The organism is Pseudomonas sp. FSL W7-0098, from assembly GCF_005930585.1.
Lineage (GTDB): Bacteria > Pseudomonadota > Gammaproteobacteria > Pseudomonadales > Pseudomonadaceae > Aquipseudomonas > Aquipseudomonas bubulae.
Genome location: NZ_RXHW01000007.1, coordinates 94,038 through 116,150, shown reverse-complemented (window position 1 = coordinate 116,150; position 22,113 = coordinate 94,038). Strand labels below are relative to the sequence as shown.

The window sequence follows — 22,113 nt, the reverse complement described above, 5'->3', positions numbered from 1 at the left end:
TCAGTCTTTTTCCAGGGGTGAGAAATACAGCCGCCCCAGCCCACGCCAGGTTTTGCCCGTCCAGCGCTTGAACGGAATCTGCGCCAACAGCTCGCGAGCCAGGGCACGATTGCGGTTGGCCGTTTTCAGGAACATGGAATTGAGGAACTTGTAGCGCACCTCGTCGTACAGCGGGTGATCGCTGAACTGGGCATAAATGCGCAGAATGCTGTCGATCATGAACCGGTGGTTCTTGTACGAATTGGTCGCGTGCTTGCGATAGCGCGCCATCACCACGTTCAGGCCGTCGATAAAGTACCCTGCATGGGTAATCTTCAGCTCGATATACAAGTCTTCCAGGCGAATGCTCGGGTCAAACCCCCCCACCTTGTCCAGTGCTTCACGGCGGATCATCAGGGTCGGCGCAGGCGGATACGGTTTGCGCTCCAGGAACATGTCATCGAAGTCCAGGCGCCGGAACGGTACATCACGGCGCTGGCGTTTTTCCGGGAACAGGTTGCCATTGGCATCGATCAACTCGATATTGCCCGCGCAAATACCTACTTCCGGCTTGCCATCCATGTAGGCAACCTGCACCGCGATACGGTCCGGCATCATGATGTCATCGGAACCGAAGGGCACGATCAGGCTGCCCTTGGCCCGGGCAATCGCACCATTGAGGGTATTGGTCAGGCCCTGGTTCTGTTGCACTCGAAAGTCGAAACCATGTACCGCCTGCAAACGCTGGATACGCTCCACGCTGTCATCAGGCGAGCCGTCATCGATCACCAGCAATTCGATATTGGGATAAGTCTGATCCAGAACGCTCTGGATGCTTTGTTCTATGTAGGGCCCGTGGTTGTAGGAGGCGATGATCACCGTCACCAGGGGTTGCGAGTCAGTCATGGGTGTTCCTTAAGGGCCTGGCGCAGGCCCGAGTCGATCAGGTCCAGATACTCCTGGCGGAATACCTCAATGTCGTGGTTTTGCTGCAAGTAGCGGAACGCCTGCTCGCCCTTGGCTCGCAAAGCGTCGTCCGACAGGGCCAGGTACTCGTCCAGCGCTGCGGTGAGCGTTGCCACGTCGCTGGGCTTCACCGCCAGGCCACCCGCCCCTTCAATCAGCGGCAGCATGGCCGGCACATTGCTGGCGATCACCGGCAAGTGCCCACTCATGCCTTCGAGCAGCGCCAGCCCCAGGCCTTCGGCCAGTGAAGGCATGGTCCAGATATCAAAAGCACGCACGTACTGCAGGGCGTTCTCCTGGAAGCCCAACAAATGCGCACGACCATCGAGCCCCAGTTGCCCGATCTGCTCGCGCAAACGCGACTCCTCGCGGCCGGCACCAATAATGGCCAATTGCGCGTTCGGGTATTTGTCTTTCAATGCCGCGAAGGCTTGCAGCAAAAAGCGATGGCCCTTGATAGGCACCAGACGCCCCAGCGCGCCGATCATCCGCGCATCCTGATCGAGGCCGAGCTTTTCACGCGCCTGCTGGCGTGGCAGCTGCAGGGCTTCGGCCTGCTCGATATCGATGGCGTTGGTGATCGCGTAAGTATTGGCGTCGGTGAAACCGCACTGGCAGTCCAGCAGGTACTGTTTGACCGCAGGCGACACGCCGACAAAGCGCCAGTGCTTGTCGATCAGGCGCTTGGCCTGGCTGCGCCGGTAAAAACGGTCGTACTCGCCAAACCCGTGGGAAATACCCACGCACAGCGGGATTTTCAGCCAGCGGTTGAGCTGCAGCATCATGTTCACCGGCTTGAAGCGGTTGCAGATCACCACATCAAACTGCTCTTTGCGGCAGAACTTGTACAACGCCCACATGGCGCGCAACCGCATGCCCTTGAGCGACTTGTCGCTGAACTCGAAATACACCGAGTGGTCGGCCTTGCTCACTGGCTCGCCCGGCCCCGGGCGCCCACGCAAAAAGGCCGCCGTGATCTCGTAATGCTCACGGGGCAATGCGCGTACGATCTGCTCGGCGAGGTCGGCAAAGTCATGGGACTTGACGTTGTAGTCGGGCTGCAATTGCAAAACCTTGGAACGCTTCATAACTCTCCCCGGTGAAATCCGGTGGCATCAATAACCCAGGCAGGCTCTGCCGCCAGACGCTGGATTGCAACTGGATCGGGAGCAGGCAGCTTGGCCCACTCGTTACGCTTCCAACACACGAAGTGAAAGTAAGGAAAGGTGTGATCGCCGTCACGATCGTTTTTCAATATGCCGTTTTTCCAGAACCACTTGCCCGGGAAATTTTCCGTGCCGTCATGCCACTTAATGCAGCCGCCGGGGGTACTGAAGGCCTCGGTAAACTCACTGGTGCGACGCAGCGGGTTGAACTTGCCCACCAGCTCGAACAGCGGTTTGGGCAGGTTCTTGCGCCACAGGAAGATCCGGCTGAAGGCACCTTCATCCAGCGCATGATGCTGATTGTCAGTAAAGCGCTGCTGCCAGTCCTTTATCCGCATGAACAGCTCGCGCTTGCATGACGTATTGCGCATCAGGCACAAATGCCCCGCGACCCGGCGTTCGTGGGTTGAAAACAGGTCATAGCGGGCCAGCCGCTCGGCGGTGAAATAACTGCGCAGGTCTCCGTACACCAGATCAATATCGCCGAAGGCCCAGAAATCATAGCCCTGCAGACGGTCTTCGTGGATATAGCCCAACGCCGGCTTGATATCGCACAGCTTATAAGCCTCTTTGGGTGCGAAATCGATCTTCAGGCGTTCAGAAACCTTACGGCAATAGTCGGTAAAGCTGATCAGTTCAACGGTCACATTGGCCGGCAGATTTTCAGGTACCCCACAGTCGCTGAAAAATAGCCAGTTAATATCGGGATTGTGCCGACAGCTTTCGAGGAAAAACGGCATCCAGAACGGCCATCGGCCGAAGTACGGGATCACAAATAAAATACGCGGTGATGGTTTTATCACGGGGAACTCAATGTAAAGGTCGAGATTAGGGTCAATGCTATGACCGCTTTTTATATGTGCTTATTATTTTAGTAGCCAAAACAGCTCATGACGCCTGACGGCCTTGCGGAAAAACTCATTCTCGCCATAAGGCGATGGCTTTCTGCCTGCCAGGAGTTGCTGTATCGATCGTCTAATCCTGCGCTTGAGCGCAGCCCGTGGCTGCAGGTCATGCATCATCCCCAGCGCCATGGCCTTGTCGCGTTGCTGTGCAAGGCTCAACGGCAGGCTGCAAGGGCGCAGGCTGAGCGTGGCATCGAACACCGGCGGCAAGGCAATGCCGTCACCGCTGTTACCCATCGGCCAGCGATCGTTGTCATGCAGGTGGTTGGCGTAGCCGAGCACCGTGGTCGGCTGCCACTCCAGGCCTTCAAGGGCCTCGATGACAGCGTCATGGGCACAGATATGGTCCGGGTGCGGGTCGATTGACGGGTGCGGAAGCACGATCACTTCAGGGCGCGCGCGCAGAATCAATGCACGCAAGTCGGCCAGCAGGTTATGCCAGGTCGGCGCGCCGTCCTGATCGGCGGGCAACGGGAACGGGTTGAATTGGCGGAATACGCGAATGTCGCTCAAATCGGCCTCGCGCGAGGCCATCGGCTGATCGGGAGCGCCCTGCATGGCGGGCAATTGCAGGCAAAAATAACCCAATTGCGCGCAATGGGCTTCAGGCACCCCGGCCCAGCGCGGTACGACCATGCTGTCCCAGGCGCGCAAACGGCCCTTGAGGCGGGCGGCCTCTGCCCGTGGCAGGCCCATTTGCTGATAATGCCCGGCTTCGATTTCGCCAGCGGTCAGGGTCACGATCCAGGCTTCTTTGGCCTGGCTGTACAGGCCAAACGCGGCCAGCTCTGCATCATCGGCGTGGGGCGCAACAACCATGATCCGCTGCTGGCGATAATCGGGTTGACGGAAAATCAGTAGTTCAGGTTGGCCCAAAACGCGGCAGTAGCGCCCGCGCACACGCAACTGCCCCGCGACCAGCGCCTGCGCACAACCACTCACGTTCAGGTAGCGCTGGCCATTCACGCCACGCTCGAAAGTTTGCCGGTCCGCCGACTCGCCACCCGACAGTTGCACATACGGGTCAACAAAGCGTCCCAGCCAGCCACTTTTAACCTTGACCTCCAGGATCAGGGTTTCATCTCCCGCCAGTTGCAGCGGCTGCTCCGCTACCAGCTTGTCGCCCTCAAGGCGCACCGCCGGCTGCTCGCTGCCGGCCGGGAAGCTGTACTGGTAATCGTCCTTGGGCGAATAGAACAGATGATCGGCAAACCATGCTTCATGGGCCACCCAGCCCAGCACCGCCAACACCGGTGGCAACCACCAGGCCAGCAACACGCCACTGGCAATCAGCACCAGCAGGCCGATCAGCAGGCCAATACGCTTGTTGCGCCGATGACGCTTGAGAAGTTGCTGTTTGCGCGAGGCGGGTTGGCTCATGGCTAGGCTCTTGTGATTGATCTCCCGTGGGAGCGAACCTGTTCGCGATGCAGGCACTGCGGGATGTTAAAAAACGCAGTGATACCATCGCGAGCAAGTCCGCACCTACAAGATTTGTGTTTCAGACTTTGAACACGGGCACCGGGTTGCACCAACGCTCTTTGTATTCACGGTCGGCGCGGCCGAACGAGAAGCGCAAAGGCTTGTTGAGACTGCGGGCCTGCTCCCAGGCAGATTGGGTATTGATAAAACTCAACACGCTGCCAGGGCTGAATTCACGGGTCTGAGGGTCAACACCGCCATTGACGTACTCGACACTGATCCACTCGGGCGACTCAGCGCGGTACACCAATTGAATCGCTATCGGCGCATCGTTGAGGAAAATCACCGAGCCGATCAACAGCTCGCGCAACAGCTCGATGACCTCGGCCATCCGCTCGGCCCCTGTGGCAACAAAGCCCCAGCGGCGCAAAAACAGATCGCAGTATATGCTCGCCAACTCAGCACTGGAAAACTCCGATACCGGGCGCACAACACCGCCCGCCTCTTCCAGGAGGCGCAGTTCGCGGCGCTGGTTGTAGCGGAATTTTTTCGACAGTTCTTCCGGCGTGCGAGCCATGGCCAACTGCTCGGTTTGCAGTACCAGGTTGCTGAAACGACCTTCATTGAGCTGCGACAGATACCGCCCACGATGACGCAAAGGTGCCGCCGCATCGGCAGCCGCCGGCAGAATCAGCTCGGCATTGCCCAGATCGAACAAGCCTTTTTTGCCATGACGCTTGAGCACGTCCTTGGACAAGGCCAGATCGCGCCCCCAGGTCGGGATAGCCGCTTTCAGCTTGCCGTCCTGCTCCCAGGCAAGATAACGCACAGGAATACCGGCCAACTGCGCCAGACGTTCAACGACCATCGGGTGGGTAGCGACGCTGCCGCCAAAACGCTGCCAGGCATCGGCATAAGTGCCGGAATCCACAACGCTCCAGCCGCGCTCACGCCAGCCTTGAAATCGATTGAGCATCAGGACTCCGCAATCAGGTCGGTGACTTGCGCCAAGTGCCAGAAGGTATTGCGCACCGCCCGATCACTAAAACGTTCGTGCAAACGCTCAAGCATCAGTTCGGCGCAGGCCATGCGCTGCTCATCATCGAGTTGAGCCAGGTGCTGCAGGCCCTGGGCCAGATGCTCGGCATCGCCCAGCGGGAACAAAATCCCCACGCCCTCGACCACTTCTTTGGCGCCGCCACAGGCCGTTGCCAGCAACGGCACACCGGCAGCCATAGCCTCAAGCAGCACCATGCCAAACGGTTCGTGATCAGAGCTCAACGCAAACACGTCAAAGGCCCTGAAATAGCGGCGTGCATCAGGCACCTGGCCCAAAAACAGCACCTGATCGCCGATCCCCAGCTCATTGCTCAGCTCTTCGAGATCCTCCTCCAGACGCCCCTTGCCCATAATGACCAGTTGGCTGTCAGTCGGCAGATTGGGCAACGCCAGGGCAAAACCGCGAATCAGCGTGGCCTGGTCCTTGTCCGGATGCAGGCGACCGACGTTGCCGACAATAAAGCCATCCACCGACAGCCCCAACGCTTCGCGCGCCGGGGTGCCAGACAATTGCCCGGCCTGGACCGCATCGATATCGATACGGTTATAGAGCGTGTTGATACGCCCGGCTGGCCACTTGGGCAGGCACTTGCGCATGTCGTCACGCACCGCGTCGGAAACACCGAGCAGGCTCAGGCGCTTGCGAAACAGGTGGGCAAACAGCTTGCGGCTGCGACGCTGATAATCGCCAAACGCATGATGCACGCCGATCACCGGCAAGCCGGTGGCCAACAAGGCGATATAAATCGGCTTGAAGCGGTGGGCGATGCAAAAACTGAAATTGCGCGAGGCTGCGATCTTGCGCAGCCTGGCGATGGCACCCAGCTTCAGACCACGAATGGCCCTGGAGCTGAATTCCATAAAGATCACTTCATCAGACGCACAGCCTGCTGCCACTTCAGGGTCGGTTGCCCCGGTCAGGAAGACCGTGGTGACCTTGTACCCGGTACCGGCAAACAGGCTCGCGTACTGGCGCGCACAGTCCAGGAACGGCCCGTCATAGCCGTGGCAGAACTGCAGCACATGACGCTCAGTCGAGCGATTCATAAGTCTCGGCGCCGTCTTTAACCACCAGGATGTCTTCCATGATCAGGTACTGCAGATCGGAACCGAAGAACATGTTCAGCGCGTCAGTCGGCGAGCAAACCATAGGCTCGCCACGACGGTTAAGCGAAGTGTTCAGCGAAACGCCGTTACCGGTCAGCACTTCCAGCGCCTTCATCATGTCGTAATAACGCGGGTTGTATTCGCGCTTGAGCACCTGGGCGCGGGAAGTACCATCTTCATGGACAACCTCCGGCACGCGGGTCTTCCACTCTTCAGCCACTTCGAAAGTGAAGGTCATGAAGGGTGCCGGGTGATCGACCTTGATCATCTGCGGGCCTACGGTGTCGAGCATCGACGGGCAGAAAGGCCTCCAGCGCTCGCGGAACTTGATCTGTTCGTTGATGCGGTCTGCCACGCCTTCGCTGCTCGGGCAACCGATGATCGAGCGGCCGCCCAATGCACGCGGGCCGAACTCCATGCGCCCCTGGAACCACGCTACCGGGTTGCCATCGACCATGATCTTGGCGATGCGCTCCGGGGTGTTTTCGATGCGGCGGTAGGCAGGTTTGCCAGGGTGACGGGCACAGGCCGCGATCACGTCTTCGTTGCTGTACGCAGGGCCGAGGTAGACGTGTTCCATCTTCTCGACCGGCACACCGCGAGCGTGGGATACATACGCCGCTGCGCCGACTGCGGTACCGGCATCACCGGACGCAGGCTGTACGAACAGTTCTTTGACTTCCGGGCGGGCAATGATTTTCTGGTTCAGCTTCACGTTCAACGCGCAGCCGCCGGCAAAGGCAATCTTGCCGGTTTCCTTGAGGATGTCGCCCAGGTAGTAGTCGATCATCTGCAGCGACAGTTTTTCAAACAGCGCCTGCATGCTGGCCGCGTAGTGGATGTACGGCTCGTCGGCGATATCGCCTTCGCGCTTGGGGCCCAGCCACTCGATCAGTTTTGGCGAGAAGTAGAAGCCCTTGCCGTTCTCTTTATAGCGACGCAGGCCGATCACGTTGGCGTATTCGGTGTTGATCACCAGTTCGCCGTTTTCGAACGAGGCCAGACGCGAAAAGTCGTACTTGCTGGCGTCGCCGTACGGCGCCATGCCCATGACCTTGAATTCGCCATCGAGCATCTCGAAACCGAGGAACTCGGTGATTGCACCGTACAGGCCACCCAGGGAGTCCGGGTCGAAGAACTCCTTGATCTTGGTGATCTTGCCATTTTCGCCGTAGCCGAAGAAGGTCGTGGCGTACTCGCCCTTGCCATCGATGCCCAGGATCGCGGTTTTCTCTTTGAAACCCGAGCAGTGGTAGGCGCTGGATGCGTGAGCCAGGTGGTGCTCGACCGGTTCGATCTTGATTTTCTTCGGGTCGAAGCCCAGCTGCTCAAGGCAGAACACGATCTTGTTGCGGTAGCGCTTGTAGCGCCGGTTGCCCATCAGGATCGCGTCAAGGGCGCGGTCCGGGGCGTACCAGTAGCGCTTGGCGTAGTGCCAGCGAGCCTTGCCGAACAAGCTGATCGGAGCGAACGGGATCGCCACCACGTCAACGTCGGAAGGTTTGATACCCGCTTGTTCAAGACAGAATTTTGCAGACTCGTAGGGCATGCGGTTCTTTGCATGCTTATCGCGTACGAAGCGCTCTTCTTCAGCCGCCGCTACCAGCTTGCCGTCGATATAGAGGGCTGCGGAGGGATCATGGCTAAGGGCGCCGGACAGGCCAAGAATCGTCAATGCCACTGGATTAGCCTCTTTTGAATGCAGGCAGGCGGCGGGCGCCTGAAAAAATGATGCGTTCCTCGCAGTTCGAGAAACAGCTAAAGAGCGGGATTATAGCGTAAAGACGCCCGCAGTGACCCTGCACGATTTGCCACGCCCTATTGCGCGCCCTCATCTGCAAAAAAATCGCCGGGGCACATATATGTAGCCCTAACACCCGAACGTTTTGGGATTTCCTGTGGATACACCGACGTACGCGTCAATAGACAGGAACGACCCCATGCCCAGTGCACTCGCTAACCTCAAAGACGCAGAGCGCGAACTGCTCGTGCTGCGCAATGCCTTGCCCAATCTTGATCTGTCGCTGGATCACTGCCTGCGGGTATTTTTTCCGCGGTTGCCCGCTGACACCTGCACCGACTTTCTTTTCATCAATGAAGAGATCGCAGCCCAGCCTGGCCAGAACCCCACTATCTCCAGCCAATCGGTGACTGCCCTGATAGACCAGTGCTACCTGACCGGCCAGATCCCGACCTTCGTACAGGGTGCCACCCGCGTCTACAACTACGCCTATACCCTTGACGAGCAGGATCGAACGGCCGGGGTATCCGCCCCTGAACTCGAAAAATACCTTGAGTTTGTCGTCCGCTCCCCGCAGTTGTGTGTGAGAGATGCCCTTAACGACTTCTGGCGCACACCCCACAAGGACCTCAATGGTCAAGCGCCCAAAGACTGGCTGTCGCAATTTTCCCACAGGCTGATCCGCGCCGAAGCCTCCGTGCGCCACGAGGACAACACCTTCAGCCCCACCGCCCTGGACATGATCAATCAGGTACTCCCTGATGCCAGCCCATCTCCCGCGCCAAAAACGCCCGGCCCCTACGGCTTTTACTCGCTGGCACTCAGCAGTCGTCTCATGCAAAGGGCTGCAGTGCTGCACGGCGCCTTCGTGATTACCACGAAACACCTGCCCCTGATCTCAGCCAACGTGCAGGACAAGCGCACTGCCCTGGACCCCACCCCGCGGCCTTCAGTACTTTACCTGCCGAGCACTGGCCTGGAAGTGTTCGATTCACTCGCCGCCCTCAGCCAGGAACTGTCGACCCGGCTCAACGATCCTTACCAGCGTGAAACACTGCTCACGTGTGTACTCACCGAAGATCGGGAGCGCGCCCTGGGCCATGAGCAAATCGACTACAGCCCGGTTGCAGACAGCGCCATAGCTACCGTCTTCAGCGATCAATTGATCAACAAACAAAAAAGCGACATGCACCATGCCTGGTCGGTGGCACGCAATCTCAAGCAAGACACATCCCTCGACCAGCTATCCGACTGCGTCGACCAATCCCTGGCTGCAAGCCTGCCCCTAAATCCCGCCAACATACTGCGCGGGCGCTATACCCGATTGCTGGAAAGCCAATTGCCCGACTGGTTGAAGACTGCTTCAGACAGCCAAAAAACCCAGTGGCGGCTGGCCGTTGAGCGCCTGAATCACGAGCGCCTGGCGGCAGAATCCGATTACGCCCAACCCCTCAGCGAAATCGGCCGCAAACATACACTGCTGGGTTATGCCCGCCTTCAGTTACAGCAACAGATCAAAAAAGACCACGGCATAGACGTCGACCCGGACGAGATCTTCATCTCGACCACTGAAGCCCTGCGCACCGGCCCTTTGATCAACCCTGTCAGTGGTTCCGGGTTTCCTGCAGGCATGAGCCTGGGCAGAACCGGGCCGATCATCAGTTACCACACCACACGCCGTAGCCTGAGTGAGCTGGCGCTGTCCAATGTCGGTATCTGGGACGTCACTTTCGCCCTCACTGCACAAGTCAAGGATGGAGCGGGCCAGAAACATGCCGTGCTGACCAGCAGCTATCTGAAAACGCTGGTGCGCCAGCTGGATATTGGCGAGCGCTACAAAAAAAATCTCAAGGAGCTGCTGGTCAACTCCAGCCAGGCCCAATGGCGCAAGGAGCGCTATGTCGCTTTTAAGCAGGCACAACTGAACCTGGACTTGCTTGAAGCCACGCTGGCGGGTGCGCTGACCACCCAACAGGTGTCATGGGTCAGGGCTGCGCTTGAGCAGCCCGTAGAGAACAACCGTGCACAAATCAACGGTGAGCAGGTCAAAGTCCATCTGCTGATGTTGCGCTATAAACCACTACCGGGTTTGCTGGTGTTCAGCGCCACCGGCTCCGGGCAACTGCTGTGCTACACCCCCGGCGGGCCTGAGAGCCGCTGGTTCCTGGTTGCCAACTCACGCAACGAGCTGGGCCAGATCCTGTCACGGCCTATTTGGCGAGCCTATGTGATGCGCCACGTCACACCGGCGCAACAGCCGTATATCAAGCCGCTGCTGGAGCGGGGACTGAGCGAGGCCAATCTGCAACTGCAGGGCATCAGCCATGACCTGTTCGAAGCGTCCTACGACACCGAGGCCTTGCACGCCATCCGCGATGCTGACGAGCAGTCGACTTCTACCTGGGAAAGCAACGTAAACACTGCCAAAGAGGCCGTACTGACGGCAATCGACATCCTGTCTTTCGCATTGCCCACCCGAGTGCTGCTGCCCATCGTACTGGCGCGGTTTATCGCTCAGATCATCAGAGGCCTTGATGCCCTGCAGCGCGACGAAAAACACGAAGCTCTGCTGCACTTTATGGAGTCCATCACCTACCTGACTGACGGCGCCTCGGACTTTACCGGCTCAGCCGTATTCGGCAATTCGATACGTCAACGCGCAAAACAGCCCGTACCCTCGTTGAGTCCCGCTGCTGCCAGCCATTATCCCGGTGCCAGGCTCAGGCTGCGCACGGGGGATGAATACGGTGCAGGTGTGTATGAAGCGCCCACTGCCAATGGTCAGACCGCCTGCTACACCAAAAACACAAACGGCAGGTTCTATCGCAGCCAGTACGACAACCTGGACAACACCTGGCGCGCACTGGATGAGCGCAAACCCAACGCACCGTACAGCATCCCCTTGCGCGAACTCTCGGCCGGGCAATGGGATGTCGATCCAACAACCCCTTTGCTCAAACAAAAGCCCGGCATTGAAAGGGTAATCGACAACGCGCGCGTCAGAGGCGTCGATCTCAGCCGTTACACCCCTGACGAGCAGGGCATCTATCGCATAGACAACATGCGATATATCAAGCAGGACAGCGACGTGTTCGAAGTCTACAGCGGCTGGCTGGGCCGCAACTGGTACTTGCAACCGCAATCGAGTTCAAGCGCTGGCGCAAGCGCCAGCTTCAAGGTCCGGCGCACCGCAGGCCGCTGGCAAATCAAGCACAGGCTGGCGGACAACAGCAAACGCTGGGTGCCTCTGACGGGGAATCTCACCGAGTTGACTGGCGATGTACCCCACCTCAAATACAGTGACTACGACATGCCCGCCGAGTACCAGGAAGCACTTCGGGACATCACCGAAAACCATCGTTCAGTACTCGATGGCATCACTGACTTTATGGATTTTGCGTCCGAGCGCAGCCTTGCCCACCGGGCATTCAAGGAGCTGCGGATCAAGCTGCTCGCGGATGCCAAGGCCTACTTCCTGACAAAACCTGCAAAACCCCGGGCCACCCGCCCGCAATTACCTGGCAACGTGCAGGAACAAGCGTTGATCAACCACCTGTTCGAGCAGTCAGATGGCATCGTGTGGGGTGAAACCCACTCTCACCAATCGAGTAAAAAGATCCTGATCGACAACATGGCCGAGTTTGCCAGACACGACGTAAAGGTCCTCTACATGGAGCACCTGCAAAGCGACCTGCACCAAAGCCTTCTGGATGACTACTTCCAAAGCGGAAAAATGCCCCTCAGGTTGAACAAATACCTTGAGGATCAGGATTTTGGTCATCAGATCAACCCCTCCAGCCGCCATACCTTCAGCCAACTGGTGCGCGAGGCCAGACGGCATGGCATCAAGGTCATCGCGGTTGATTGCTCGGCCAGTTACTACCCGAAAAGCACACCGAGCGAAACGCCCTGGCTAAACCGTTATGAAATGTTCAGCTACTTTGCCTCCCGTACGATTCGCGCTCATCAGGCCCAAAACCCAGGAGGCAAATGGATAGCCCTGACGGGCAACTCACATGCCAACACCTTTGAGGGCATACCGGGGCTGGCCGAACTTGAAGGGGCGATATCCGTACGAGTATCGGATTCAGCCCCGGGCACCAGCCGCGGCTTGCGTCAGGACATCGGTGAAATCATCCCCGCGGATAACAAACATGCTAACTACCGCTTTTTGAAAAACGATTACTGGCTGCAAATCGACATTCCAGGCACAAAGCCCCATTTACCAGCCCTCTCCCCATCGCAAACCAATAACAGGCTACCGGCTCCGGGGTTCTTCCGCCTGGACAGCGCATCCCCTCAAGGCGCCCAGTTGATACATCGCTCAAATAACCACGAAATTGTGCATACCCCTTTGAGAACCGACGCCAATGGTCAGATTTTTATCGAACGTGAAAGCTGGCCAACCATCCACCAAAAACGCTACGACACCCTCAAAGACCTGATCCATGGCTTACAAGACATCAACATGACCCAAGTGCAATAACCCCGCGCCCGACGCTCATCACGTTCAAGACAGGGACGGCTCAGCGCGTCCTTGTCACTTGTTTTGCTGGATATCCGCACCTCAGCCGCTAAACTGCGCGCCCTCTGCTAGCCTCCCCCCGTCGCCCTGGACGGGTCGCGTCACACGGAACCCGATTTGCCCATGAAATATTTCACACCTGCTCACCTTGCCCTGTTACTGCCAGGCCTGTGCCTGGCACCTGTCGTCTGCGCCGAAACCCTGGAGCTGGATCCCAGTGTCATCACCGGCTCGCGCAGCGCCAGCCCGAGTTTTGACCTGCCGTACTCGGTGGACAGTATCAATCAGGAGCAAATCCAGGATGGCCAACTGGGCATCAATGCATCCGAGGTGCTGTCCCGTGTACCGGGGCTGGTGGTGCAAAACCGTCAGAACTATGCCCAGGACCTGCAAATATCTTCCCGTGGCTTTGGTGCCCGCTCGGCGTTTGGGGTGCGCGGCATCAAGCTGATTGCCGACGGCATACCGGCCAGCACCCCCGACGGTCAGGGCCAGGCTGCAACCTTCAACCTCGATACCGCCGAGCGCATTGAAGTGCTGCGCGGCCCGGCGGCAACCCTGTATGGCAGTAACGCCGGTGGCGTGATTCAAATGTTCTCCCGCGACGGCGAGGGCCCGCCGCGCATTGGCGCCGAGACTCTGGTCGGCAGCGACGGCATGAGCAAGAACCACCTGACCGCCGAGGGCGCCACCGACGACGTCGGCTTTGTGCTTGATGCCTCACGCATGGACACCGACGGCTACCGCGACCACAGCGCCGCACGCCGGGACCAGACCTTCGCCAAGCTCAACCTCAAGCCCGACGAAGACAGCAAGCTGGCGCTGATCTACAGCAGCCTTGAGCAAAACGGCACACAGGATCCGCTGGGCCAAAGCTGGGAAGCCTACAAGGCCGACCCGCGCTCGGTAACGCCCAATGCCATTACCTACAACACCCGTAAGAGCATCGACCATCAGCAACTGGGCCTGAACTACGAGCGCTATATCGGTGACGCTACCCTGCAGGTCAATGCCTATACCGGTACGCGCAGCGTTATTCAGTATTTGGCGATTCCGCCCACAGCAGCCAGCAATAAACAGGGCGGCGGTGTCGTGCAATTCGATCGCAAGTTCTACGGCGGCAGCCTGCGCTGGATGCAACCGGTCTACGGTGTACCGGGCGATCTGACCCTGATTGGCGGCCTGGACTTCGATCAGAGCCAGGACAGCCGCCACGGTTATCAAAACTTTATCGGCAGTGAGCTGGGGGTCAAAGGCGCACTGGTGCGTGATGAAGTAGATACCGCTCGCAGTCTCGACCCGTATGTACAGGCCAACTGGGCGTTGGACAACTGGACGGTACAGGCCGGCTTGCGCTACAGCACCATGGAGATGGACGTCGATGATCAATTTTTGAGCAACGGCGACGCCAGTGGCACCAAGCGTTACGAAAAGGCCACGCCATCCGTCAGCGTGATGTATGCCTTTACCCCCGAGCTGCATGGTTATATCAGTGCAGGCAAAGGCTTTGAAACGCCGACTCAGGCCGAACTGGCATACTCGCCCAGCGGCCAGGGCTTCAATTTCGGCCTCAAACCTTCCGAGAGCACCCAATATGAAATGGGCCTCAAGGCGCAGCTCAACAATACGCGGATCAATGCGGCCATATTCCAGATCACCACAGAAGATGAACTGGTGGTGCTGAGTAATACCGGTGGCCGTACGACCTACCAGAACGCCGGCCGCACCTTGCGCCGGGGCTTTGAACTGGGTGTAGAGAGCCAGCTCGCAGAACACTGGACCTCAACCCTCGCTTACACTCGCCTGCAAGCCACCTACGACAGCGACTTCGCCAGCACCAGCGGTACCGTAGACAAAGGCAACTACCTGCCGGGCGTACCGCAGACCACGCTGTTTGCCGAGGTGAACTGGAAGCCGGCCGACTGGGTCAGTACGGCTATTGAAGGCATGTACCGCAGCAAGGTATATGTGGAAGACACCAACACCGCCAAGGCAGCACCTGCTTATACCGTATTCAACTGGCGGGCGAAGTTTGAACAGAAGATCGAGCACTGGACCTTCCACCAGACCTTGCGTCTGGACAACCTGCTGGACCGTCAGTATGTGGGTTCGGTGATTGTCGGCGACTCCAACAGTCGCTACTACGAAGCTGCGCCGGGCCGCTCGTGGTATGCCGGAGCCGGGGCGCAGTACAGCTTCTGACAGCACGGGCACGCCCCTGTGGGAGCGGGCTTGCTCGCGAAGAGCATTCGCGAGCAGGCTCGCTCCCACAGAAAGTCCTGGCTAGGCTTCAGTCAGGGTTTGTCGGCAATCGCCCGTCAATCACCTGATACAACGCACTGCCCACCGGCCAGTTGCGCATAAAGCGTGCACGATCGCGGGCGTACGCTGAAGCGAAGCTGCTCGATGAGCGATGCTGGCACATCGAATCCAGATCAATCAGCGCCCAGCGCCCGTCATCCCAGAACACGTTATGGCCCTTGAGGTCACCGTGGCTGATACGCTCGCGGATCAAATCGGCAAACAACCGCTCCAAAGCCATCAATTCGGCTTCGGGCGCATCTCCGTGCTCAACATACGGCGCAAAACGCTCGATGATATCCGGCCCCGGCAAAAACTCCGTCACCAGATACGCCTTGCCCCGCAACCACATAAAACGGGTCTCCAGCATTGCCAACGGTTTAGGCGTGGCAATGCCCAAAAACGCCAGACGGTTGCCTTCACGCCATGAATGCCAGGCCCGGCTCGGGCGCCAGAAACGTTTGAGCCAGTGGGCAAAGCCCTTGATGTTATAGCGCTTGACCACCAGCATGCGGCCCGCTACTTCAACCTTGCCGACACTCGCCGCGCCACCGGTCTTGTACAGATGCCCCTGATCAAGCAACGCATCAGCCCTGGCCAAAACGGGCAACATCGCCGGCTCTTCTTCGCGCAGGACGGCACGCAAGGCAAACGCCCCGCGGTGCACGCTGAACAATGAGCAATCACGGCCAACCTTGTTTAAAAAGTCATTCAGGCGCCAGGCACGGACTTTCTCGACCTGCTTGAGCAGCGCTTCAAGCGGCAAGGCATGCTCGCCGTTGCTCAGCAGGTAGTGCACGAGTAATTCTTCGATAAACGGCTCAAGGCTTTTGGGCAACTGGGCAAAAAACACGCCGAGGTTTTCCAGCACTTTTTGCCGCGACAGCGGTTTGCCTGCCTCTTCGACACAGATGCCTGCACCATCGATCAAATACAGCTTGCCGTCCTGACGCAACAGGTTGTCCAGATGCAGGTCTTCCTGCCACAGACCCTTGCGGTGCATCTGCCCGATGGCAGTCAAAGCCTCGGCAAGTACGGCCACTTGTTCATCAGCCAGCACCGGCAACGACGCGACTGCATCCCAGGCATCGCCCAAGCTCTGAGCGCCCTCCAGGTACTCGAACAGCAACCAGCCCCCCTCACCTTCCTGCAAGCCATCAGCCAGCAGTTGCGGCGTGGTCAAGCCTTGTTCAGCCAGCAGACGCACCCCGGTCAGCTCGCGCTGAAAGTTGCGCGCAGCCTTGTTGCCGACCATCATCTTGGCCAGCACGGTACGCCCGCGCCACACCCCGGCACCGACATAACGCTGGCCCGGCAATACCCGCAGCAAGGTCAGCAGTTGCAATTGCGCAGGCCCTGCTGCGTCGGCCAGTTCGATACTCAGCGGCAAGCCTGGCGCACGGCCAGCCTTCAGCAGTTCGGACAAACGCATCAGCGCCCCCCTTTTTGATTGCGCCGCACATACAGTCGCGTCAGCCAGGCATCGACCAAGGAACTGTCGACGGGCTGTTCCAGATAAGCAGCGAGCAAGGCGCGCACCTCTGCTTCGCTCCAGACATCGGCCCGACGCAACAACGGCTCAATGTCCTTGACCCTGTCCCGCTGGCCCAGCAACAAGGGCCGGGTTTTTTCCAGATCGATCAATTGAGCGCGATACCCCCCCGCGCCATCGGCCTGCAGGAAGATATGCTTGGGGTAAAAACATCCATGCACCTGCCGCGCAGCGTGAAGCCGACGAGCCAATTGGCCGCATTCGCGCAAAATCGCCTGCTGCTGCTCTGTGGTCAGTTGGGGCCATTGCTCGAGCAGCGAGTCGAGGTCATTCCAACCGTCCAGCGCACGGGTCATCAGCACTGCACGACGCTCACCCGGCACTTTTCGCTCACCAAAAAACACCGCTTCCAGCGCAGGAATACCTATGTGCTTATAGCGCTGAATATTACGGAATTCGCGGGCAAAACTCGGCTCGCCCAGCGGACTGTGCAGCGTGCGCGTAAGGTAATTGCTCTGACGCTTGAGGTAATAGCCCTGACCTTCAAGATCCATGCGAAACACGCTACTCCAGCCACCACCACTGGTATTGGGCTCGTCCACCGCTTCCAGCTGCACGGCCCACAGGGCATCAAAGTCAGCCAGGCCATTGCGCTCAAGCAATGCCCGGTCGGCGTCTGCCATAAAGTCTGTCATTCCCGGCCCTCGAAAAAACGCACGATATGACGGACACGTTCCTTATCCGCCGCATTGAGCGTCGTGCGCCCGGTGTATTGAAAATAGAAACGCAAACGCTGGGTGTAGGACAAATGGTACTTGGCCACTTTATCGAGGCACGCCAGGTCTTTGGTGATGCGGTATTTGAGCCAGAAGCCGCGCCAGAAATCGCCGTTGGGGCAATCGATCAAAAACAGCTTGGGCTGCTCATCGATCAGCAAATTGCGCCATTTCAGGTCGTTATGGGTAAAGCGATGGTCATGCATGGTCTTGGTATAACGCGCCAACTGACGGCTGACACAATCTACCCAGGCACGATCCTTGAGCAGCGGATCATGGTTGTCCGCCAACTCTGACAAATCCCGGGTATTGGGCAGTTCGCGGGTGATCATGGCGCCACGGGAGTAGGCGAACCCACTGCGTTCAAGGCCCCAAGCCACCACCTCGGCCGTGGGGATACCCCACTTGGCGAAGCGCTTGAGGTTCTGCCATTCGGACTTGACCCGCGGGCGGCCCAGATAACGGCGCAGGCCCTTGCCGGCCCCGGTGTAGCGCTTGACGTAATAATTCACGCCATCGCGCTGCACACGGATGACTTCCGACAGCGGATCGCGCGTCAGATGCTCCCCCTGCAAGGCAAATACTGCCTCCAGACTGCCAAAATCAGACGCCAACGCACTGTAAGCAGGTTCCAGATTCCAACCCGCCATTACAGTGCATCTCCATAACGCTGTTTGCGTTCGTAGAGTTTGTTCGCCTTGCCTTCGAGCCACGCCAGCAGGCGGGCTTCTTCGCGCAGGATCTGGCGCAGGGGCATCTGGAAGTAACCGCGCAGGAAGCGCAGTTTGTCCCGCTGGGTCAGGCCGATATCCAGGGCCGAGAAATACAGTGCCGCCAGATCCTTGTTGCGCCAGCGCTTACTGATCACGGCGCGAGTCTGGGCGCGGTGCAGATCGATCACCGACAGGCGGAAGTTGTCTGCGGTCACCGGTTTGTCGGTGTGCAGCAAGAAATGGCAGATATAGCAGTCACGGTGGTTGACCCCGGCACGGTGCATCATGCCGGTCATGCGTGCCACTTCAGCGATCAGCGCATGCTTGAGCCTGGGCTGCGGTGGCTGCTTGACCCAGTTGAGGCTGAAGTCTTCGAGGCTGACCGTCGGCGCCAGTTCTTCGGTGATGATGAAGGAATGCTGGGCTGCCGGGTTGTTGCCCTTTTCGCCGTAAGCCACGGCCGTCATGGTCGGCACACCCACTTCGTGCAGGCGCTTGATCGCCCGCCACTCCTGGCCGGCGCCAAGAACTGGCAGCTTGGCCGTCAGCAGGTTCTTGAACACTTCACCCCAGCCAATGCCACGGTGGATTTTCACAAAGAAACCGCGCCCGTCGACTTCGGTACGCAAGGTACGCCGGCCTTCCAGTTCGCGGTAAACCTCGCCTTCCAGACGCTCGACTTCGGTGAACGCATCGCGCCCTGCCCACAAGCTCTTGAACGGTTCGGCAAGAATCAGTTTCATCAGTGTTGCTCCGCCAGAATCACATCCGCAGCGTGCTGCGGCATGCTGTAGAGGTCGGCCGTCTGCGCGTAGGCCAGGCCGTTTCGGCTCCAGGCCGCGCGCGCAGTGTCGTCGGACAACATGTGTGTCAGGTATTCATTGAGTTGCGCCTGCTCGAACGGCTCGTCCAGGACCCGACCGCAATCGGCGTCGCTGATGTAATGGGCGTAGCCGCAAACAGCGCTGACCAGCACCGGCAAACCCGCTACCAGTGCCTCAAGCAATACAGTGCCGGTGTTTTCGTTATAGGCCGGATGAATCAGCAAATCGGCGCCCAGCAGGAAGCGCGGGATATCACTGCGCCCCTTGAGGAACTGCACATGATCGCCCAAACCCAAAGTGGCACTCTGCAATTGAAAGACTTTGGGGTCGTCCTGGCCGATTACAAACAATTTCGTACGTTTTTTAAGCTCACCCGGCAAGGCCGCCAGCGCTTTGAGGCTGCGATCCACACCCTTGGTCTTGAAGCCCGAGCCAATCTGCACCAGCAACAAGTCGTCGTCTGCCAGATTGAATTCACGTCGGAACTCGGCGCGAATCTCGGCGGCATTGTCCGGCGCGCGGCGATCCAGGGCGATACCCGGTGGCAGCAGATGGAAACGCTCCAGCGGGGTGTCGTAGTGTTTGATGAACAGCGGCTGCTGGACTTCGGAAATCATCAGGATTTCAGTCTTGGCGTCCTTGGCGAACACCGCGCGCTCGTACTCGGCAAAGTGCTTGTAGCGCTTGAAAAAGCGATAAAACGAATGACGCAGGTTTTGCGCCTTGTCTTCAAAGCAGCCGTCCGCCGCGTAGTACACGTCCAGCCCCGGCATCTTGTTGAAGCCGATGAGCCGGTCTACCGGGCGCTTGGCCAGATCGGCCTGCATCCAGGCGAGCATTTTTTCATTGCGGGTATGGTTGTGGAACGCCTTGACCGGCGCCACCAGCACTTCGAATCCGGGCGGAATATCGCCTTCCCAGATCATGGTGTAGACGCGGATTTGATGGCCGCGCTTCTGGCATTCCAGCGCAATGCGCATGAAATCCCGTTGCAGCCCACCAAACGGAAAGTATTTGTACAGCACAAAAGCCAGTTGCATCAGCGCAGTTCCTCAGCCAGTAACAACGTGCTTAATCGACTCGCGACACGCTCAGGGTTCAAACGGGTGAAGCACAGTGGCCACTCGTTTTTCAGATCAAACCGCTGCTGGTCCTGTGCAGTCGGAGTGTAGGTGCATTTTTTCTGCAGGCATGGCGCACACGGAAAATCGCTGGCCAGGTGGATTTGCACCTTGCCATAGGCCCCGGTCAGGCCCGGATTGGTAGGCCCGAACAAAGAAATGGTCGGCACATCCAGTGCAGCGGCCAAATGCCCTAACCCGGTGTCTACTGCCACGCAGGCACTGGCACTGGCCAGTACCTTGGCGACCCCGGCCAGATTCAATTTGGGCAGCACCACGGCATTATTCAAGCCATTGGCAATGCGTTCGGCCCGGGCTTTTTCAGCCGGATTGCCCCACGGCAGGCGCACTTCGACGCCCAGATGGCCCATGCGCTGGGCCAGATCGCGCCAATAGACTTCGGGCCAGTGCTTGGTGTCCCAGGTGGTGCCATGCAAAAACAGCACGAAGGGCTTTTTGCGCGGCAGCTCAACCAGTTTTTCGACATCCAGGCCGTAATCGCCCAGCCCTTTGGGCAGGTCGTAGCCCAGCGCGACCGCGAACAACTGACGCAGACGCTCAACCGCGTGCTGCCCGCGGGCTACCGCCAGGCGGCGCTGGTAAAAGCGGCTGGCCAGCGGCTCACGGGCAGAGTCTTTATCCAGCCCGGCAACCGGGGCTTTCACGTAGCGGGTCAACCAGGCACTTTTCACCAGTCCCTGTGCGTCGATCACCAGGTCGTATTTTTCGGCGCGCAGGCTTTGCTTGAAGCGGCTCCACTCGCCGCTCTTGAGGGTCTGCCAGATATTTTTGCGCCAGCGGCGGATCGCCACCGGAATCACCTTGCCCACCGCCGGGTGCCAGGTCGGGATTTCGGCAAAGCCTTCTTCCACTACCCAGTCAAAGGTGATGCCCGGAATCGCCCGCGCCGCATCGGTCAGCGCCGGCAAGGCATGGATCACATCCCCGAGGGATGAAGTTTTGACCAACAGAACGCGCACCTAGTTAACCTCGACCGGTGAACCCTGCAGGCGCTGCAAGGCTTCAATCACCGGCTGCGGCATCAGTTCGCGCAGGCAATTGTAGTGGCCAAAACGGCAGGTACGGTCAAAACAGGGGCTGCAATCGAGGCCCAGCCGCACAATTTCGACCTTGTCCGCCAAGGGCGGGGTAAAACCTGGCGAAGTGGAGCCGTAGACCGCCACCAGCGGGCGGTTCAGCGCAGCGGCCACATGCATCAGCCCGGAATCGTTGGATACCACGGCATCTGCACAGGACAACAGGTCGATGGCTTCGGCCAGTGAGGTCTCGCCGCTGAGGTTGACCGACTCTTCGCGCAGCCCCGGGATCAGGCGCGAACGGATATCTTCGCCTACCCCGTGATCGTTTTTGGAGCCGAACAGCCACACTTGCCAACCTTCGCGGATCTTTTGTTCGGCAACTTTGGCGTAGTGCTCGGACGGCCAGCGCTTGGACTCGCCAAATTCGGCACCCGGGCACAGCGCCAGCACCGGACGATCCAGCTCCAGGCCGAACTTGGCCAGTGCGCCGGCACGGCTTTGCGGGTCAATCTGCAAATCAGGGCGCGGGTACGGCTTGGGCAGGTCGGCCCCAGGCTCATAGGCCAGGGCCATAAAGCGCTCGATCATCAGCGGGTAGCGCTCTTTGTCGAGCTTGCGCACATCGTTAAGCAGGCCGTAGCGGAACTCGCCGCGCCAGCCGGTACGTTTGGGAATACCCGCAAAAAATGGCACCAGGGCCGATTTAAGCGAGTTGGGCAACAAGATTGCCTGATCGTATTGGCCCTTGAGGGACTTGCCGATCTTGCGTCGCGTGGCCAGTTCAAGCGCGCCGTGGCCGAGCGGGAAGCTCAAGGCCTTGCGAACTTCAGGCATGCGCTCAAGGATGGGCCGGCTCCACTCGGGAGCCAGCACATCGATTTCGCACTGCGGGTGGCGCTGCTTGAGGCACTGGAACAGTGTCTGCGCCATCACCATGTCACCGACCCAGCTGGGCCCAACGATCAAAATATTCATA

General features: G+C 59.0%; 16 protein-coding genes. 2 read left to right on the top strand and 14 right to left on the bottom strand.

Features of this window, described 5'->3' with window-relative positions; translation table 11 throughout:
• The 7 genes from FHL07_RS14640 to FHL07_RS14610 form a co-directional block, all read right to left on the bottom strand.
• Positions 1-885 carry a glycosyltransferase gene (locus FHL07_RS14640; protein ID WP_095017695.1) on the bottom strand — a complete coding sequence of 295 codons (885 nt, stop codon included), beginning with the start codon at positions 883-885 and terminating at the stop codon, positions 1-3.
• Complete coding sequence (locus FHL07_RS14635; protein WP_138738626.1) at positions 882-2,033, bottom strand: glycosyltransferase family 4 protein; 1,152 nt, start codon at positions 2,031-2,033, stop codon at positions 882-884. Before FHL07_RS14635 ends, FHL07_RS14640 begins: the two co-directional genes overlap by 4 nt.
• Entirely contained in the window at positions 2,030-2,914 is an 885-nt protein-coding gene (locus FHL07_RS14630) for a DUF6625 family protein (protein ID WP_178084392.1), read from the bottom strand. The genes FHL07_RS14635 and FHL07_RS14630 overlap by 4 nt, the downstream gene beginning before the upstream one ends.
• 63 nt (positions 2,915-2,977) lie before the next feature.
• Positions 2,978-4,396 carry a PIG-L deacetylase family protein gene (locus tag FHL07_RS14625; protein WP_138738625.1) on the bottom strand — a complete coding sequence of 473 codons (1,419 nt, stop codon included), beginning with the start codon at positions 4,394-4,396 and terminating at the stop codon, positions 2,978-2,980.
• Positions 4,397-4,517: 121 nt separating this feature from the next.
• Positions 4,518-5,414, bottom strand: coding sequence for an antimicrobial resistance protein Mig-14 (locus FHL07_RS14620; RefSeq protein ID WP_095025244.1), 897 nt, complete (start codon positions 5,412-5,414; stop codon positions 4,518-4,520).
• Entirely contained in the window at positions 5,414-6,544 is a 1,131-nt protein-coding gene (locus FHL07_RS14615) for a glycosyltransferase (RefSeq protein ID WP_138738624.1), read from the bottom strand. Before FHL07_RS14615 ends, FHL07_RS14620 begins: the two co-directional genes overlap by 1 nt.
• Entirely contained in the window at positions 6,528-8,285 is a 1,758-nt protein-coding gene (locus FHL07_RS14610; RefSeq protein WP_095000915.1) for a carbamoyltransferase family protein, read from the bottom strand. The genes FHL07_RS14615 and FHL07_RS14610 overlap by 17 nt, the downstream gene beginning before the upstream one ends.
• Positions 8,286-8,544: 259 nt before the next feature.
• Between FHL07_RS14610 and FHL07_RS14605 the strand changes: the two genes are divergently transcribed.
• Both FHL07_RS14605 and FHL07_RS14600 read left to right on the top strand, forming a co-directional pair.
• Positions 8,545-12,831, top strand: a complete 4,287-nt coding sequence (locus FHL07_RS14605) for a membrane-targeted effector domain-containing toxin (RefSeq protein WP_138738623.1) — start codon at positions 8,545-8,547, stop codon at positions 12,829-12,831.
• 162 nt (positions 12,832-12,993) lie between these two features.
• Entirely contained in the window at positions 12,994-15,072 is a 2,079-nt protein-coding gene (locus tag FHL07_RS14600) for a TonB-dependent receptor family protein (protein ID WP_095017700.1), read from the top strand.
• A gap of 88 nt (positions 15,073-15,160) precedes the next feature.
• On the opposite strand, the gene FHL07_RS14595 is transcribed toward FHL07_RS14600, so the two are convergent.
• Genes FHL07_RS14595 through waaF form a run of 7 tightly spaced genes read right to left on the bottom strand, consistent with a single transcriptional unit; the run spans position 15,161 to position 22,112 of the window.
• Positions 15,161-16,603 carry a lipopolysaccharide kinase InaA family protein gene (locus FHL07_RS14595; protein WP_095017701.1) on the bottom strand — a complete coding sequence of 481 codons (1,443 nt, stop codon included), beginning with the start codon at positions 16,601-16,603 and terminating at the stop codon, positions 15,161-15,163.
• Positions 16,603-17,358: a lipopolysaccharide kinase InaA family protein gene (locus tag FHL07_RS14590; RefSeq protein ID WP_095000911.1), complete on the bottom strand. Its 756-nt coding sequence runs from the start codon at positions 17,356-17,358 to the stop codon at positions 16,603-16,605. Before FHL07_RS14590 ends, FHL07_RS14595 begins: the two co-directional genes overlap by 1 nt.
• Positions 17,355-18,089: a lipopolysaccharide kinase InaA family protein gene (locus FHL07_RS14585; protein WP_095000910.1), complete on the bottom strand. Its 735-nt coding sequence runs from the start codon at positions 18,087-18,089 to the stop codon at positions 17,355-17,357. The genes FHL07_RS14590 and FHL07_RS14585 overlap by 4 nt, the downstream gene beginning before the upstream one ends.
• Positions 18,089-18,895: a lipopolysaccharide core heptose(I) kinase RfaP gene (rfaP, locus tag FHL07_RS14580; protein WP_095000909.1), complete on the bottom strand. Its 807-nt coding sequence runs from the start codon at positions 18,893-18,895 to the stop codon at positions 18,089-18,091. The genes FHL07_RS14585 and rfaP overlap by 1 nt, the downstream gene beginning before the upstream one ends.
• On the bottom strand, positions 18,895-20,016 hold the full coding sequence (locus FHL07_RS14575; RefSeq protein WP_095000908.1) for a glycosyltransferase family 4 protein: 1,122 nt from the start codon (positions 20,014-20,016) through the stop codon (positions 18,895-18,897). Before FHL07_RS14575 ends, rfaP begins: the two co-directional genes overlap by 1 nt.
• Positions 20,016-21,077, bottom strand: coding sequence for a lipopolysaccharide heptosyltransferase I (gene waaC / locus FHL07_RS14570; RefSeq protein WP_095000907.1), 1,062 nt, complete (start codon positions 21,075-21,077; stop codon positions 20,016-20,018). The genes FHL07_RS14575 and waaC overlap by 1 nt, the downstream gene beginning before the upstream one ends.
• Entirely contained in the window at positions 21,078-22,112 is a 1,035-nt protein-coding gene (waaF, locus tag FHL07_RS14565) for a lipopolysaccharide heptosyltransferase II (RefSeq protein ID WP_095000906.1), read from the bottom strand.
• Position 22,113: the final 1 nt, after the last annotated feature.

Bases quoted from the DNA above. Each gene is read 5' to 3' on its own strand.
- FHL07_RS14640 (WP_095017695.1), bottom strand. From the start codon at position 885: ATGACTGACTCGCAACCCCTGGTGACGGTGATCATCGCCTCCTACAAC.
- FHL07_RS14635 (WP_138738626.1), bottom strand. From the start codon at position 2,033: ATGAAGCGTTCCAAGGTTTTGCAATTGCAGCCCGACTACAACGTCAAG.
- FHL07_RS14625 (WP_138738625.1), bottom strand. From the start codon at position 4,396: ATGAGCCAACCCGCCTCGCGCAAACAGCAACTTCTCAAGCGTCATCGG.
- FHL07_RS14620 (WP_095025244.1), bottom strand. From the start codon at position 5,414: ATGCTCAATCGATTTCAAGGCTGGCGTGAGCGCGGCTGGAGCGTTGTG.
- FHL07_RS14615 (WP_138738624.1), bottom strand. From the start codon at position 6,544: ATGAATCGCTCGACTGAGCGTCATGTGCTGCAGTTCTGCCACGGCTAT.
- FHL07_RS14605 (WP_138738623.1), top strand. From the start codon at position 8,545: ATGCCCAGTGCACTCGCTAACCTCAAAGACGCAGAGCGCGAACTGCTC.
- FHL07_RS14600 (WP_095017700.1), top strand. From the start codon at position 12,994: ATGAAATATTTCACACCTGCTCACCTTGCCCTGTTACTGCCAGGCCTG.
- FHL07_RS14595 (WP_095017701.1), bottom strand. From the start codon at position 16,603: ATGCGTTTGTCCGAACTGCTGAAGGCTGGCCGTGCGCCAGGCTTGCCG.
- FHL07_RS14590 (WP_095000911.1), bottom strand. From the start codon at position 17,358: ATGACAGACTTTATGGCAGACGCCGACCGGGCATTGCTTGAGCGCAAT.
- FHL07_RS14585 (WP_095000910.1), bottom strand. From the start codon at position 18,089: ATGGCGGGTTGGAATCTGGAACCTGCTTACAGTGCGTTGGCGTCTGAT.
- rfaP (WP_095000909.1), bottom strand. From the start codon at position 18,895: ATGAAACTGATTCTTGCCGAACCGTTCAAGAGCTTGTGGGCAGGGCGC.
- FHL07_RS14575 (WP_095000908.1), bottom strand. From the start codon at position 20,016: ATGCAACTGGCTTTTGTGCTGTACAAATACTTTCCGTTTGGTGGGCTG.
- waaF (WP_095000906.1), bottom strand. From the start codon at position 22,112: ATGAATATTTTGATCGTTGGGCCCAGCTGGGTCGGTGACATGGTGATG.